Genomic DNA, 17,503 nt, shown 5'->3' with positions numbered 1-17,503 from the left:
TTTAGCAATAAATAAAAATAAAATTAACAGCAATTCGCAATTCCTATCTTCTTTATTACAAAGGAGGTATAACAAAAAACAGAAATGTCATCTGAAAGTCTTTTTTACTCACCTTTGGGAAATTATCACATATTTAGCCTATCCTTGTATCAATATAATTTTTAAATAAAATGAATAAAGGAACTGTAAAGTTTTTCAATGAAACTAAAGGATTTGGTTTTATTACCCCTGAAAATGGTGGAGACGATGTATTTGTACACATTTCAGGCTTAAAAGACCAAGTTAGAGAAGGCGATAGCGTTAGCTACGAAATTGAAAACGGAAAAAAAGGCTTAAATGCTGTTAATGTAAGAATAAACTAATTACTATTATATTTTCTTGCAAAAGCAGCTTCCTCACAGGAAGCTGCTTTTTTTTGTTACAAACAGCAAAAACTCAAATCCAGATATACGATCTTTTAACTCCAGCATAAAGGATTTTTTAACGGTTCTTTTCAACCGTTAAAAAAATGATAACCTAAATATGCTCAAGAACACTTAAATACTTGAGCATAACTATACGATATAAAATATATTTTCCTTTACAGATTTTCTTATTTCAATTCGGACAATCTTGTCAAACCTTCCAAATAATAATAATCTGCATAAGCCAGTGGCACATCAATCTCCGAGTTGTGAGGAATACTTCCAACACTATGTTTTAATAAAAAGCCTCCATTTGTCCCATAGTTAGCAAAATAAGCTGGTCCAGATAATGTTTTTAGAGTTGACTTAGCAAAGTCTAAATAAGATCTACTCTCTTTGCCTGTAGTAAAAGTAGATAAATCCACCAATGCTGATGCAACAACCGCCGCCGCTGAAGCATCTCTCGGTATATAATCAAGCTTCAAGTAGGCAAAGTCAAGATCTGACTTATACCCTTCCTGCTGTGCATTAAAATCCCAGTAAGGAATCTTATCCTTAGGTAAATTCTTATGATTCATATAAAAACTTGCCGCAGCTTTAGCTGTCTCCAGAAACTCTTTCTTTTTGGTTTCTTTATACATCATCGTAAAACCATAGATTGCCCATGCCTGGCCTCTCGCCCAAGTTGAATTATCAGCATAGCCTTGATTTGTTTGCCTATGGATGGCTTTTCCATTTTCATCATAATCCACAACATGGTAGGTACTGTGATCCGGACGGAAATGATTCTGCATTGTTTTGGTTGCATGGTTGATCGCAACATTTCTAAATTTAGGATCTCCTGTAATATCCGAAACATAACACAACATCTCCAAATTCAGCATATTATCAATAATTACAGGATACTGCCAAGTTGTTTTGCCGTCCCATGACTTCTTTTTATTCCACGATTTAATCAATCCTACTTTTGGATTATAACGTTTTAAAGCCGTATTAGCTGCGTGAATAATAATATCTTTGTAAGCTTCTACCTTTTTTGGATCTTTGAGATATTTGATCGCATTACCATAAGAACAGTACATCACAAAACCAATATCATGGTGCTGGTCAAGGTTTTTCGCTTTCTCTAAAGCCTCGGTCCACTTTATCGCCTCGTTCTTTATTCCTTCGTCACCTGTTTTGTTGTATATGTACCAAAGCGATCCAGGAAAGAAACCTCCTGTCCAATCCCACTCACTCGTCACGACCAACTCTCCTTTCTTATTTATTGTTCTGGGAAAATTTCTCAATTTATCAGCTTCTTTTCCTAAGTATATATATTGCTTTTCCGAAGCTTCAAAACTTTTCTTGATAAATGGCAATTTTATAGGTATAAAACTTAGTGTTAAACCTGCCACTGTAAGCCCCAATAAAGGAATCAACATTTTTCTTTTCATAAGAATCTTCATAATATAAATAGTAAACACATAAAATCTCTTAATTAAATAGCATCTCAATATAATCTGTGCTATCTTTCTTTATAATAACACAAAGGATACTAGTCATTCAAAATTATTTGACGGTAAATATATAAGTACCTTTCTCTTTTAATTTTTTCGCTTTCAATGATAATCTAAAGATAGCATCACCCCAAACCTGACTTAGTCTGATATCAGACTGAGGAATAGCTTCAACTTCAGCATCAAATTCAGCAACATTATATTCTAGATAATATTTCCCTCCGTTCAACGCAATCTTTCCGCCAGAAATAACAGGTTTTCCTGCCAATAAAAAATGAATTACATTAGATCCTGTAGGTGTTTTAAGATCAAATTTATCTATTATTTCCAGCACACCTTTTTTTAATTGATAACTACGATTCCATGAATTGATCGCGGCCTGACTTGAATAAGCTCCTGCAATATTCAGTTTAAACAACTTTTTCTTCGGATCAAATGATACATCTTGCGCCTTATATGAAGCTCCGAATACTTGATCATGACCATTGATCTGTGGCAGGTTGTGATAACCACTTTGCATGGACCAGATGTCGTAACGTTCACTGCTAAAGGTCTTTTTATTATATGTACCAACACCGGCATCGATAAAAATAGGTTTTTCAGCACGATATAGAATAAATGTTCCGATGTCATTATGATTATGACTTTCATTATTATAACCGCCTTTCGCAGCAAAAAATAAATCCTCATCTTTCATGTATAAGAATTCTGTTTGCGGATACCACTTGTAGCTATTTGTTGGAAGTTTTCCCGACCCATTTTTAATTTCGTTCAAACTCAATAGATCTTCGAGACTTCTGAAGATATCACGATCTGATTTAAAAGAAAGTTTTCTTTTGTTTTGCAGATAACGTGCAAAATCGATCATTTCTGTACTGTTGACAGCTTTTCCATAACGGTATATCAAATACGGGTCACCACCGCCCTTTGCAGAAGCATCGGCAAAATTTACAACCCAATTATCTCCGCCGATATATGACTGCGCAATATACTCTCCCATATTTCGAACCACGGGTTGATTGAAAATATTAATTTTATTACCTGTTGCATCTGCCAAGATCTTGAGGTAATCGTAGAGCTTACCTGCCGCATGTCCCCAATAAGAAGGCCCTTCTTCACAAGCTCCATCTGCTTTGACATAGTTCATAAACATATCGACAGATTGCATCGTTTTATATATACCGGCGCGCTGTTTCTCGACATCATCTTCGATGAGCAATAAACAGGTCAGTACATTAAAATTACACCAAGGATTCCAATTATTGACCATCTGATTCGGTTTTCCCGCAAGTGCTTGCCACCACATATCATTGCGGTTCAAATAGGGTGTAATAACTCGATCCTGAACTGATTTTTTTAGACGTCTACTAATCTCTGGATTAATCTTATCCATTTCAGGATGCAAGTAATAGTAAATCCAAGAAAGCATGGATCCCATATCGCCTGCGACTAGATCTACGACGTGCGTACCTTCTTGTGGTAGCGTACGTTTTGAAGATTGAAAAGCGGGTAGATGTGCAGATAATGACCAAGTACTCATCTCGGTAAAATACCAGATGCCATTGATAATCTGATCTAAGTAACGTCCTTTTCCTTCAGCCAATTCGGCTAAAAACAAGTTGCTCAATGCGATCGCATTTTCATTCATCGGCTTCTCCATGATCACACGTGACCCTGTACGCTCATAGGCCAGATAATCTGAGGCTTTCACAACCTGCCATTGATAATCTAGATCACTATTTCCATTATTTAATAAAGTACCAGCTACTGTTTTCGTCAACTCAGACCAAGCTGCTCGATCCTGATACTCTGGGAAGGGAACCCATTGCTTAGTCGGAAGCAGATCGCGTTGGAGATCTGCCGGATTAAATTTTCCGCTTAATAAATTTAGTTCATCTGCCTTTACCATTGCAAAAAAACAAATTTGTAAAAGCAATAAGCACATCAATAACTTTTTCATAAGATCTATGTTGATATAAATTTGGAAATAACCGTATTCATGTATTTACTCAAAATAACTCCTCTAGTGGTTGGCCACCAGCATTAAAATACTGTATTCACTTTTCTTGATAAAAAAAAGTCATCATAGCTATTGATGCCAAATTTGAAATTAAAAAGTGTATTATCATAACAAGAAGATTTAAACGGAATATTCTACATTATCCATAATTTGAAACAATATTAAAGATATCCTTGAGTGGGATTTAACTACTTTTATAATTTCTAAGATAAGGTATTTCAACATTAAAAATTTTAAAATCATCGCAATCGATTTCGAAAAAAGAGGCAATTAATGATCATTGATTAACATTATGAAAGGAAAACTCATTTTTGATGTGACGTGGTAATATGTAAAAAAAAGACCAAGCTTCATAATGAAACTTGGTCTTTTCTATTATCGATTATTATCTTTTTGATTTGAAAAGAATCACTGATGTAATAAATATTTTTTGATTAATTCAACTGTAATGATGCTGGTCCAAATTCTTCAAAATAAATGGCTGACTTCTCGACTCCATGTTCCAATAAAAAATGATAATGTTTTGAAATGAAGGGAGCCGGACCACAAATAAAATATTCTGCTTCCGGTTGCAATACCAGATTTTTTATTTGCGCGAGCTCTACCCAGCCTTTATACTCAAATGATGCTGTTTTTTCAATATGATCATAAAAAATATGGCGATCGATCTTATTATCCCTAGCGATTTCTGCAAGCCTATCCTTGAATGCATGCACTGACTCATTTCTACAACCGTGTATCCAGATAATTGGAATAGGTGATTCTACTTTATCTTTTACCAATTCTTCAAGCATCGCCATCAAAGGAGTTTGTCCGACTCCGCCACTTATAAATACTTTTGGTTTTTGATTTTCTGGTTGGAGGACAAATGTTCCCGCCGGTGCAGATAAATCGACCAGGTCACCTATTTCCACATGATTGTGCAGATGGTTACTGATCATCCCGTCAGGATGTTTAGTCCCGTTTTCTCGTTTCACAGAAATACGGTAATATTTTCCATTTGGGGCACATGAAATACTATATTGTCGCGGTTGCAAAAGATCCAATTCTGATAAGAATAAACGTAGGCTGATATACTGGCCTGGCAGAAAATCAGCCACTGGTCCGCGATCACTCGGATAAAGATAAAATGAGGTAATCTCTTCCGATTCTTTAATTTTTTCCTTTACAACAAAAGGTCTCCAACCAGACCAGCCTCCGATTTTGGCTGTTTGCTTGCTATAGAGTGACTGCTCGTGACCAGACATCAGAGAAGCAAGTTGCCCATAAGCCAGAGTCCAAGCCTCTAACAGTTCCACTGAAGCAGCATCGCCTAGAACCTCAGCAATGGATGCAATTAAGTGATTGCCCACAATCACGTAATGTTCCGGACGGATAGATAAACTGGTATGCTTATGACCGATACTATTGACAACAGGCATCAATACACCTGGGTTTTCGATATGTTCTGCGTACGCCAGTACGGCCATTGCTAGCGCTGTCTGCTGTTTATTATTCTGCTGGTTGCCCATGTTGAACACATGTTTCAATTCAGGGTTATGCTCGAACATACGTTTATAAAAATGTGTTGTCAATAACACACCATGCTCTTTTAAAATTGGCACAGTAGCCTTTACTAATTGTTTTTGATCTGCTGTCATGTTATATCAATGAAAATAAAAGATAATTACATCTTTTATTATTGTAAAAAAAATGCTTTATGAAACAAAGTCCTAGAAACGCGGCTAATTGCTATATTTGATCATTTTTATATGATTAACTTAAAATAAATAAACTCATCTCTAAGTATCACAAAGATAAAAACAATAAAAGACTTTATCATCTTTTATTAAAAAAATATGACACAAGCACGAAATATAGCCACTACTTTGCTATTTCAGGATCTGTATAGACATTGTAAGGGTTTATCTTTTTTGCTACGGCATAAGCGATCAATACTGCAATTGCCACTGGAAATAGTAGGATATATGCACCCGGAGCCATACTGCAGATCAAGAACAAGGCAGTGAAACGACCATGAATAGCAGCTGCTAATGTCGAAGCGGCACCTACCAAGGCAAAATTTAAAATCAATAAATCTAAACCAAAAATCATATTGCAAAACAATGCCACTGCCATACCCAAAAAAGCCCCAGCAACAATACTTGGCGCAAATACTCCACCATCACCACCGGCGCCCAAAGTAAGGGATGCGACCAAGGGTTTCAATATGACCAGAATCAGTAGTGATATCGGAATCATCACAGCTCCCTGTGATACTGTAGACAATTTGATCATTTGCTGAAGACCGTGATAACTATCTCCGTACAAGGCTGGAAAGAACAAAATAAAGCTTCCAACAGTAATTGCACCAATATTAACTCTCAAAAAATTACTATCTATTCGAGCAAAAAGTTTTTTAGAAGTCAAAACCAGCTTCATAAAATAATTAGCCAATACAGCTCCTAATACAGCAACCAACATCATAAACGGCAGTCCATACCAATGCCACTGCTCAACAGGAAAGGATAATAATGGTTCTTTCTCAAAATAATAAATTCCTATAGAAGAAACAATTCCAGCTATAGTACAACTGAACAAAACAGTTTTCTTCAATCCTCGAGCGATCACTTCAATGGCAAAAAACCAACCTCCTAAAACAGTCCCAAACAACACGGCGACACCCGCTGTCACGCCTGCGCAGATGAGCTCGCGCTTATATTTCATCGGTGCCCAGCCTCCTTTACTCATCTGGTTGCCCAATGTAGCAGTAGCCACTACCGTAGAAACCTCTATACCTGTAGATCCTCCAAAAATAACCGTAAGAAAACCGTTTATATAATGTGATGGAATTTTATATAATGGAAGATGATCCTGACGTGTATCCAGTGAACGGTAAATTTCACGAATGCCCTTATTTTTTTTATTTTGAAATACGTATTTCCGTAAAAAATAGATGATGGTAATACCTATGGATGGAAAAATAATATAGAGATAATGATTTATTTGCGACACATGCTCAAACAGATAATCTTGCCAATGGGTAGTGAGGTGTTTAAGTGTATACGCCAAAAGTCCAGATAGCACAGCGACAATAATACTGCCTATCATGAGCTTAAAATAACTGTACAGTTTTATTTTATCTTTCATGATCGATTTCCTATTCTGGCGCAAAGCTACCATAAAAAAATGCAGTAATTCAAGTATTTGCAAGAAAAACTGTGCAATATCTAAGCTGCTACCATTATTAATCCATGAATATAAAACTGTACATACAAACAGAAAATCAAACAGCACCTCAGTAACATATAAAATGTTAACTCAAGTACTGAACTATTTAAATCAGTATAATGAATTATTTTTCAGTTATTCCTCGAATATTTAACAAAAATTATCCCTTGAAAGAGAAAAAAAAATCACTGTAACAATTAAATTTATGTAGATTTGTAGCTACAAGCCATTGGACAATGAATATATCATTTTTACAATAAATGATAACAGAAAAGAACTCGAATAAATAGGAACAAATCAGTTTTTAACATTTTTTATTCCTTTTACTTATTTATTAGACCAACGGCGGAATTAGCTGTAAGCAGTATTACTTTATAAATCATATTTTATTATCATGAATATCTTGGCACGATTTTTACTTCATGATGGGAAATTTGAATAGGGTATTACTGACAACTAAAACCAACAATTTTTAAAATTAGGTAGTTGTTTCAACATCTATCTTATGTCAAAGTATATTGTAATAAAATCACCTACTATTTGAAACATGTTTCATGATTAACCTTACGTTGCTAAAGAGAAAATTTCGAAAAGACAATCCAAGATGGGTTATTCTTTTAATTGATTTGTTTATCGTATTTGTCTGTTATGCTATTTCTAATTTCATTTTTAACAGCATGCATGAACAATATTCGACGGCTATGATGCTGAAGAAAAGTCTTCTTATTTTACTGGTGTACAGCTTTGCTTTCTCGATAATGGGAACCTATAAGGGCATTATTCGTCAAACTGGTATTCAAGATGCGATAAAGATTTTTAAAACTGTCTGGTTAGCCTTTATGTTGTTAGCAATACCAACAATTGCTATACGCTACTATATTCCAAAAGGAACAATTGCTGGCGATTTCTTACGTCTCTCTTACATCATACTTTTTATGCACAGCTTTTTCACGATGGTGATGCTGGTTGCGGCTCGTGTGACTTACCGGAGTATTTATGACATGCTTTTTCTTCCCAATCGGAAAAATCGAAATGTATTAATTTTTGGAGCTTCCAGACCAGGATTAGTAGCTTACTCACTTTTACGTGAAGACCGCCGTATCAAAAATCATGTTGTTGCGTTTGTCGAAGATAAAGTTTCACGGGTAGGTAAGCGTATTACAGGATTACGTATACTCTATCTAGAAAAAATAGATCAAGCTTTCATTGACCAATTCAATATCTCAGAGGTTATTATTGCAGTGGAAAATAATGATCCCGAAAGATTAGTACAAGTAACAGACCATTTTCAACAATTGAATCTTGAACTGAAGATCATGCCCAATTCACGGGTTATGTTAAATTCTGGTGCTAAACGTGAGATTCGTCCACTAAAGATTGAGGATTTATTAGGAAGAAAAGCGATTAAGATTGAAAATCCGGGAATTGATGCAGAATTGGACAATAAAGTAATTTTGATAACTGGTGCTGCTGGTTCGATCGGAGGAGAATTATCCCGTCAGATATCACAACGCAATTACCGTCACCTTATTTTACTAGATCAAGCCGAATCACCACTTTACGATCTTCAACAATCGCTAAAAGCTTCTCATCCCGATCGCGTTAAATGTATTGTTGGTGACGTTCGTGATAAGTTATTTTTGGAACGTATCTTTAAACGTTATCGCCCACAGATGATATTTCACGCGGCGGCGTATAAACACGTTCCTTTAATGGAACAGAACCCATATGAAGCTATCTGGACCAATTTAATTGGCAGTAAAAATATGGCAGATTTGGCTGTCGCATATGGTATCCATAAGTTTGTCATGGTATCTACAGATAAAGCTGTCAATCCAACTAATGTCATGGGAGCAACAAAGCGGGCGGCTGAGATATATGTCAACAGCTGTAGCGCATTAGGAAAAACCAATTTCATTGTTACACGATTTGGGAATGTATTAGGATCAAATGGCTCCGTTATCCCATTGTTTGAAAAACAAATGGAGCAGGGAGGCCCATTAACACTGACACATGAAGACATCACACGATATTTTATGACTATACCAGAAGCTTGTCTATTAGTTCAAGAAGCTGGTGTTATGGGCAATGGTGGAGAAATCTTTGTTTTTGATATGGGTAAATCTGTCAAAATTATAGATTTGGCCAAGCGCATGATCAAGCTGAAAGGTTACCGTTATCCTGAAGATATTGATATTAAGATCGTAGGCTTAAGACCAGGCGAGAAAATATTTGAAGAATTATTAGCGAATGATGAGAATACACAAAAAACGCATCATCCTAAAATTATGATCGCTCAAGTAAATCGAGAAGACATAGTTGAAAAATGTCATCTAATTGAGCAGTTGAGCCGTGACATTACTTCGTTTGACAAAAGAGATATCAATGACATGCAATTGGTGCTACAGCTCAAGAAAATTGTTCCAGAATTTAAGTCACAGAATTCGATATTTAAAGATTTGGACGAACATCTTGAAGAAAAAGTTATTTTAAACACTTAATATACGATAAATTAAGTACTGAGACAATCAATATAAAGTAACTCGTATTAATAATAAACGGGTTACTTTCTTTAATCAGATTTTATTTCAGAAAAATTAGTATACAGTATTTATAGAGTTTTTTCATTTGTTCCACAACACAAAACAGATAATCACTACAAGGATTACGAAAATACTTTAATGCAATTATTTCTCTTACAATTCCAATTATTCTTTCGTAATTTGCCCATATATACTTATCCGACTTTCTATTTTAAAAAATTAAATGGTCGGAGTCAAGCAGTATAAATAAAATTCGGAAGTGAAACTAATATGTGTCAAAATTATTTCTATATAATAGTCGGCACATAGCATTATTGATTTCCAATTTCATAAAAATAATCTGCAAATAGAGTAAAAGTAAACATGAAAGACAAAAAAATATATATAGCAGGTCATCGTGGTATGGTTGGTTCAGCAGTCAAAAGAAATTTAGAGAACTTAGGTTATCATAATTTCATTTTACGAAGTTCTGCTGAATTGGATTTAAGAAACCAGTCCGAAGTTCAGAAATTCTTTAGGAATGAAAAGCCTGCCATTGTGATCGATGCTGCCGCAAAAGTAGGTGGTATATTAGCCAATAACAATTATCCTTATCAGTTTTTGATGGATAATATGCAAATTCAGAATAATTTAATACACGAGTCATTACAAACTGATGTTGAAAAGTTTATTTTCCTAGGCTCTTCTTGTATTTATCCCAAATTTGCACCTCAGCCTTTACAAGAATCAAGTTTATTGACGGATAGTCTAGAGCCAACAAACGAATGGTATGCCTTGGCAAAGATTGCGGGGGTTAAAGCATGTCAGGCGATACGTAATCAATTTGGAAAAGATTATGTTAGCCTTATGCCTACAAATTTATATGGCACACATGACAATTTTGATCTCACAAGTTCACATGTCCTGCCCGCGATGATTCGAAAATTTCACGAAGCGAAATTAGAAGGACATACCACAGTCAACTTATGGGGATCTGGAAGTCCTATGCGCGAATTTTTGTTTGTGGATGATTTAGCGCGAGCTGTTGCATTTGCCTTAGAAAATAAGCTTCCCGAGTATCTATATAATGTCGGTACAGGAGTAGATCTTAGTATCAAAGATTTAGCCACTCTCATTCAATCTATTGTCGGTCACCAAGGAGAAATTAACTGGGATAGCAGTAAGCCAGACGGAACTCCACGCAAACTTATGGACGTAAGTAAGATGCATGAATTGGGATGGAAACATCAAATTGAATTAAAGACGGGAATTCAGATAACCTATCAATGGTTCCTAGAAAATCAGGACAATTACAAAGAAGTAAAATTATAAGTATTCAATACTACTTAAATTAAGTATCAAATGAAAATTGCATTAATTACTGGTGTAACAGGCCAGGATGGTTCATATTTAGCAGAGTTACTATTAGAAAAGGGCTATATGGTACATGGCATTAAACGTAGGTCTTCCTCTTTCAACACACAGCGTATTGACCATATTTATATGGACCAACATGAAAACCATGTCAATTTTAAGTTGCATTATGGAGATTTGACCGATTCAACTAATATCATCCGTATCATTCAAGAAGTACAACCTGATGAAATTTACAATCTGGGAGCGATGTCACATGTTAAAGTATCTTTTGATTCACCAGAATATGTAGCGAATGTCGACGGTATTGGAACATTACGTATTCTTGAAGCTGTACGCATATTAGGTCTAGAGAAAAAAACAAGGATTTATCAAGCATCTACTTCCGAATTATACGGTTTGGTTCAAGAAGTTCCTCAGAAAGAAACTACACCATTTTATCCGAGATCACCTTATGGAGTAGCAAAGATCTATGGTTTTTGGATTACGAAAAACTATCGTGAAGCATATAAGATGTATGCTTGCAATGGTATTCTTTTCAACCATGAATCGCCAAGAAGAGGTGAAACTTTTGTTACTCGCAAGATTACGATGGCTACAGCTGCCATTGCATACGGCAAACAAGAATGCTTATATTTAGGGAATCTCAATGCACAGCGCGATTGGGGTCATGCAAAAGACTATGTGGAAGCAATGTGGCTTATCTTGCAACAAGATATAGCCGAAGATTTTGTCATCGCAACAGGGGTAACCACTTCTGTTCGTGAGTTTGTACGCATGGCATTTGCTGAAATAGGTATAGAACTCGAATTTGACGGTTGTGAAGCTGCAGAAGTTGCAAAAGTAAAAGCCTGTAATCACCCCGATTATCAATTAGAAATCGGGAAAGTTGTTGTAAAAGTAGATCCTCAATATTACAGACCGACTGAAGTCGATTTATTGGTAGGTGATCCGACTAAATCAAACACACAATTAGGATGGAAACCGAAATACGATCTTGCAGGTTTAGTAAAAGAAATGATGGAATGTGATGTTGCTTTAGTCAAAAGAGATTTCTTACTAGCCAATCATTCACAGGTTAAATAGTTACGACCTCTTATAACGTTCAAAATAGGGTAGTGCATCACAATGAGTTGATGCATTACCCTATTTTATTTTGAAGACAGATTTTCAAACGATCTCCTATTAGTCTTTACACATCCTTATCAATCTACATTACTTTTTGAAAATACACGAGTCTTCCCGATTTTGTGATACCTTGGATTGTTACCTGAACCTTTCCTGCTCGATTATTATTAAAAAATTCGATCTCTTTTGTGGCAACGTTCTTATAGTAAACCAATATGGGATTCCAGTACAAGGTAATACGATCTCCAAAGCCGTTTAAATTTAAATTTTCATTTACACTCTGAAAAGGGCGGAGTGATGTATATCCTTTAACTTTCTGCAAATCAACTAACCTTCCCCTATCTCGTACTACTTCAGAGGACGGGAGCGTATAAACGGCGACCACAGGTCCACGACTAACCGTTGGGGTAGGTCCTTCAATTACCTTCACATAAGCAATTTCATTCATAGCCAGATAGCTTACTTCCTCCGCAGTTGTTTCGATCTCATTGATATAATATGCAACAACATCCCTTTTAAATTTCACGATTGGCACATTTGTCATGGGTTGACTAATAATTTGTAATCCCGCGATCTTACCCAGCTGTAGATAAGTAAACAGGTTAAAACTACCTTTGGCCTCTTTGTCGCCCTGAATATCTATGCCCCTTCCATCTTTTGAAAATAGTCCACTTTTAGCATATTTATTATTCAACTCTTTTACTCTTTGTTCATTTATTATTTTACCACTAATCTTTACTGTATCAAGTTTGGTTATATCCCTTTTCAACAAAGTCGCCATATACCGAGTTCTAAAATTATCAAGTAACGGATTTTTTTCTACTTCCGGATTGATCCATAACGATCCTGCATTTGGTATATTTCTCAAAGTATCTACCTTGGACAGGTCATAAAAAGTATAATTCACTTTAAAAGGTACGAACCTCATTTTATCCTCCACCTGCGTCACACGTAACTGTACGGTATCAAATGGAACATAGTCCGTTATTTTAAAACTATTCTCGCCATCAAAAGGTACTTCCATATATCGCATAACCGGGTCTAGTTCACCTTGATACCCAAATGAAATACCACGCTTCGTTTTTCCATCCTCAGCTAAGTTGTCTAAAGTTTTTTCTATTTTTTTCTTACCCTTTTCTTTTAACTCCATTTTACCATGTAATAGTAATATATCATCTGTTTTCCTCGTTCCATTATCTGGTATAATAAATTCATCTTTGGATAATGCTGCAATGTATCGCTCATCTTTAGTAATGTCTTGAACAAATTGATTTTCAAATGGCTTTTTTGCTATATTCTTAAATAATAGATCCGATATCATCGTAGCGGTGCTATCTAATGGAAAAATTCCATCAATAATAGAAACTGAAACATTTGCCAGCTCACCTTCTGGCAATTGAACACGTAACAAATTTTTTCCCAATGGTTCCGAAGAACGATTGACAAAGCTAACATCTGGCGTTATAAAAGTTTCTTGACTTTTAGTTATCAAACCTTCTTTTTGTAATAGATTTCCATTTACATCGTACAACAAAAATTGTAAAACACCATTTACTAATCCATCCTTTGGCAATACCAGTGTTTTTACATCTTTCCCATTCTGTATGATTACTTTTTCATCAAATAATTTCTGGTGATCAAGATAAGCTTGAACAATAACCTCATCGCTAGTTTTTCCAACTTTAGAAATCGTCAGTTTATATTTATCTGTACTTTCTCCTACAGTTATCTTATAACCATGATCAACAACGTTAGGTAATACTGTTTTAATTTTTCCACCACCTACCATCTGCCATTCCAAAATATATTCGTTGGCCTCAGGAGTTACGAATACATTGGCTTCTCCATTTTCACCGCTTTCAAATTCTTCTACCACCTTTCCATCGGCTGTTTTGATTTGTCCCTTAAATGAAGTATTTGCTGGATTTTTAAATAGGAATCCAACTGGCTCATGGAGTAGCATCTGTTTTATTTTCGGATACACGATTAACTCGGGTATTTGACTCATTTCGTCATTCAATACAATTTTCTCCTCTTTTTGATAAATAGCAATACTTTTATCATAAATCAGATTAGGAAAATCAACCGTGTTTTTTGTAAAAGCATTTAATAAAATCCGATGTTCAGTGTAGTTCTTAGGCACCAAATATTGAGCTGCAAAAACGCCATCAACCACAACATAAACATTATTTTCCAGTACCGCTCCCTTTTCATCAGCCCAATCAATATAGACATTGCGTGTAGCACTATCCAAAACACCATCCGTCACTACATATCCCTTAAACAAGATTGTATCCCCTGCAAAATACTCGGTCCGATCCAAGTGTATCGCTATTTTTGAGATTGATTGTGCCTGGGCGGAAAGGTTAACGAAAATTAAATTAAAAAAGGTAATGAAGCTCAGTGGTTTCATGTGTTTATTATGGTTTTGGTTTATTAGATTGAATGGTTAGCAATTCCCATCTAAAGTAATAATAAATCACAGCACTTAAGTATAAAATTTTCAGGCTATTAAAAAAGCTCTACTTGAATTTTAATTCATTTTGAAAGATTACTTTACGATAAAGGTTTTAGCAATCCAACTTGTACATGTTCTATCTTTCTTGAGAATAACATGAAATAGAATAGCTCTAATGAAAAAACACTTTTACAGGAGAAACTTTATTACATATGATATTGTCATCCTATCATTTCCATGAAATGATGAAAAGGTTTTACTATTTTAAGAATTTAAATAGATATGGTTTCAAAGTTACCATTGCGGCACTTGTTGAAGCAATTTCCTGACTGATATAACCGATCGAACTAAATACCAAAATGGGATTGAGGGAACTTACTGCAAGAGTGTAGCTTCCATTGTTATCTGTTGAAGTGGAGCTTTTTCCTCCTTTTTCTCTCACTGTAACACCGCTGATACACCTACCAATTGCATCAACCACTTTACCAGAAATGTTATGTTGCACTATAGATTGAGTGTACACCAATACCTTCGGCAAAAGCATATTTCCACTTGCCAGATTAGGTATCATAGTCAGCGAAAGTGGTGTTAAAAGTGCAAGATGACAATATAATCTTGACCACTACTTCTTATTTGAGTAATTGTTTTTAACCATATTTTATGTATTAGGTTTTTATTCGTGTAACATGTAGTTATAGTGAAACAAGTCTAAACAAAAAAAAACCACGTATACTATCGCTCAGACTAAGCAATCGATTGCACGGCATACGAAAACGATGTAGAAAAAAGATGTGTTAAAATATTTTGCAAGAACATACAAAAATAAACACAGTATAATTTTGCATCATACTGCGATATAGGAAAATTAAAATGGTAAAAGCACTATACACATATGGTATATCATATCTCAGATAATCCCAGTAGAAAGTTATTTAGTAATCACAACATCTAAAAAGAAACATATATTCAGGTGCTGCTAAGATTTTAGAGTTAATCACCTCCGAAGAAACGAGATTTAGTAATAACTTAAATTTTAAAATTCAAGTAACTAAACCGCACTATATATGTTTTATGATTTGGGGCAAGGCTATTCTAAACCAATAGGTAAAGGCATCGGGCTCAGCAGCAATCTGTTGAAGCAGATCTAACCGATCGATCCACTTATAATTCATGACTTCATTGACATTAGGTACAGGTTCCCTATCCGTATATCCCACAAGTACGTGATCATATTCGTGTTCGATGAGATTATTTTCCACAGGGGTATGATAAATAAATGAAAACACTCTTTTCAGTTCACATTGTAATCCCATTTCAAATTGCAAGCGCTCTTTTGCGCTCTCCTCAACATCTTCATCCCATTGTGGATGCGAGCAACAAGCATTTGTCCATAACCCACCACCATGATATTTATGATTCGCCCGTTGATGAATGAGCATCTCTCCGTTACTATTAAATATAAAGATTGAAAATGCGCGATGCAAAGCTCCTATTTTATGTGCATCCATTTTATCCATTTCACTTAATGCCCGGTCTTGTTCATCAACCAATACAACCTTATTTCTAACCATATTTTTTAAATAATATATTTATAATGCTTGTCTATATGCCTTAAGCGCTCTCTCCCTTGCTATTTCATGAGGTATTATCGGTGCTTGAAGACTCATGCAATAATCCGGATTCCAAGTCTTGATATAAGTCAAATCAGCATCAAATTTTAAAGTTTGTGCTGTGGGATTAAAAATACGGAAATATGGCGCTGCATCACAACCACATCCAGCCACCCATTGCCAGTTGCCATTATTGGCGGCCAGATCATAATCCACTAATTTTTGAGCGAAATATGCTTCACCCCAACGCCAGTCAATTAGTAAATGTTTACAAAGAAAACTCGCTGTAATCATCCGAACCCTATTGTGCATAAACCCTGTTTCATTAAGTTGCCTCATGCCTGCATCGACAATTGGATAACCGGTTTTACCTAGACACCATAATTGAAATTCAGTTTCGTTATTGCGCCATACGATCGAATCATATTTTGGTTTAAAACTATGTGTGACTACGCGCGGATAGTGATACAGTATTTGCATAAAAAATTCCCTCCAGATCAATTCAGAAAGCCATGTCTCATTATATTTCAAAGCAAACGCTACACACGATCTGATTGAGATTGTGCCAAATCTCAGGGCGATACCTAAGTGTGTTGTATGATCTAATGCAGGAAAATCACGGTTTTTATCATAATCGCTTATAATTTCCAGTTCTAAATTAGGCTTTTCAAATATTATATCCGTTTTCTGAAACCCCAACACCACTAACTCTTTAATTTTCAATGGATTAGTTTTATAAAAATGTTCTATAGAAACTACTACAGAGGCATAATTCTGAGGAACCAATAGGTTTTTCCATTTTCTCGAATAGGGCGTGTATACACTGTAGGGGTTGCCGTCATCTTTAACAATATCCGACTTTTCAAATATAACCTGATCTTTGTAAGTATTAAATTGAATGTCTCGCTCTTTCAGGTACGATTCTATCAGCTTATCTCTTTTTATTGCCTGTGGTTCATAATCTCTATTACAGTATACACCTTGTACATCATAAATTTTAGTAATAATCTCAAAAATCTCAAGTGGTTTACCGTGATAAGTCTGCAACGTTGATCCATAATTATGCAAAGTACTATTTAGTGAATTCAAAGCTTGGTGAATATAATCCACTCGTCGATCTTTGTCAGTTTCCAACTTTTGAAGTATAGTCGAATCAAAAATAAATATAGGGAGCACAAGGTAACCCGATGCAACAGCCTGCTGTAACCCCACATTATCTTCTAAGCGCAGGTCACGTCTAAACCAAAATACAACAATCTGATCATTCATCTTTACTAT

General features: G+C 35.4%; 12 protein-coding genes. 4 read left to right on the top strand and 8 right to left on the bottom strand.

Annotation, left to right across the window (positions count from 1 at the left end):
- The first annotated feature begins 170 nt into the window (after nucleotides 1-170).
- Nucleotides 171-362 (top strand): cold-shock protein, encoded by a 192-nt coding sequence (locus JAZ75_RS08605; RefSeq protein ID WP_021190047.1) that lies wholly within the window; start codon nucleotides 171-173, stop codon nucleotides 360-362.
- 230 nt (nucleotides 363-592) lie between these two features.
- Here JAZ75_RS08605 and JAZ75_RS08600 read toward each other — a convergent pair whose 3' ends face one another.
- The 4 genes from JAZ75_RS08600 to JAZ75_RS08585 form a co-directional block, all read right to left on the bottom strand.
- On the bottom strand, nucleotides 593-1,840 hold the full coding sequence (locus JAZ75_RS08600) for a glycoside hydrolase family 88 protein (protein WP_208701239.1): 1,248 nt from the start codon (nucleotides 1,838-1,840) through the stop codon (nucleotides 593-595).
- A 115-nt stretch (nucleotides 1,841-1,955) separates the two neighbouring features.
- Nucleotides 1,956-3,863 carry a heparinase II/III family protein gene (locus JAZ75_RS08595; protein ID WP_208701237.1) on the bottom strand — a complete coding sequence of 636 codons (1,908 nt, stop codon included), beginning with the start codon at nucleotides 3,861-3,863 and terminating at the stop codon, nucleotides 1,956-1,958.
- A gap of 494 nt (nucleotides 3,864-4,357) precedes the next feature.
- Nucleotides 4,358-5,563, bottom strand: coding sequence for an NO-inducible flavohemoprotein (gene hmpA / locus JAZ75_RS08590; RefSeq protein ID WP_208701235.1), 1,206 nt, complete (start codon nucleotides 5,561-5,563; stop codon nucleotides 4,358-4,360).
- A 223-nt stretch (nucleotides 5,564-5,786) separates the two neighbouring features.
- On the bottom strand, nucleotides 5,787-7,052 hold the full coding sequence (locus tag JAZ75_RS08585; protein WP_208701233.1) for a chloride channel protein: 1,266 nt from the start codon (nucleotides 7,050-7,052) through the stop codon (nucleotides 5,787-5,789).
- Nucleotides 7,053-7,687: 635 nt separating this feature from the next.
- On the opposite strand from JAZ75_RS08585, the gene JAZ75_RS08580 reads away from it, so the two are divergent.
- From JAZ75_RS08580 to gmd, 3 genes are all read left to right on the top strand, one after another.
- Nucleotides 7,688-9,634, top strand: coding sequence for a polysaccharide biosynthesis protein (locus JAZ75_RS08580; RefSeq protein WP_208701231.1), 1,947 nt, complete (start codon nucleotides 7,688-7,690; stop codon nucleotides 9,632-9,634).
- A gap of 405 nt (nucleotides 9,635-10,039) precedes the next feature.
- A complete protein-coding gene (locus JAZ75_RS08575; protein WP_208701229.1) occupies nucleotides 10,040-10,987 on the top strand; it encodes a GDP-L-fucose synthase family protein in 948 nt (315 codons plus the stop codon).
- Between the two features lie 30 nt (nucleotides 10,988-11,017).
- Nucleotides 11,018-12,115: a GDP-mannose 4,6-dehydratase gene (gmd, locus tag JAZ75_RS08570; RefSeq protein WP_208701227.1), complete on the top strand. Its 1,098-nt coding sequence runs from the start codon at nucleotides 11,018-11,020 to the stop codon at nucleotides 12,113-12,115.
- Nucleotides 12,116-12,239: 124 nt separating this feature from the next.
- Here the strand turns inward: gmd and JAZ75_RS08565 are convergent, their stop codons facing one another.
- From JAZ75_RS08565 to JAZ75_RS08550, 4 genes are all read right to left on the bottom strand, one after another.
- Nucleotides 12,240-14,570: a hypothetical protein gene (locus tag JAZ75_RS08565; RefSeq protein WP_208701225.1), complete on the bottom strand. Its 2,331-nt coding sequence runs from the start codon at nucleotides 14,568-14,570 to the stop codon at nucleotides 12,240-12,242.
- A gap of 304 nt (nucleotides 14,571-14,874) precedes the next feature.
- Nucleotides 14,875-15,186 carry a carboxypeptidase-like regulatory domain-containing protein gene (locus tag JAZ75_RS08560; protein WP_208701223.1) on the bottom strand — a complete coding sequence of 104 codons (312 nt, stop codon included), beginning with the start codon at nucleotides 15,184-15,186 and terminating at the stop codon, nucleotides 14,875-14,877.
- Nucleotides 15,187-15,673: 487 nt separating this feature from the next.
- Complete coding sequence (idi, locus tag JAZ75_RS08555) at nucleotides 15,674-16,186, bottom strand: isopentenyl-diphosphate Delta-isomerase (RefSeq protein ID WP_208701222.1); 513 nt, start codon at nucleotides 16,184-16,186, stop codon at nucleotides 15,674-15,676.
- An 18-nt stretch (nucleotides 16,187-16,204) separates the two neighbouring features.
- Nucleotides 16,205-17,494, bottom strand: a complete 1,290-nt coding sequence (locus JAZ75_RS08550) for a cryptochrome/photolyase family protein (RefSeq protein ID WP_208701220.1) — start codon at nucleotides 17,492-17,494, stop codon at nucleotides 16,205-16,207.
- Between the last annotated feature and the right edge of the window lie 9 nt (nucleotides 17,495-17,503).

Source organism: Sphingobacterium sp. UDSM-2020 (genome assembly GCF_016132525.1).
Taxonomy (GTDB): Bacteria; Bacteroidota; Bacteroidia; order Sphingobacteriales; family Sphingobacteriaceae; genus Sphingobacterium; species Sphingobacterium anhuiense.
The sequence above is the reverse complement of the archived record's forward strand: the minus strand, read 5'-3'. Positions and strand labels throughout refer to the sequence as shown.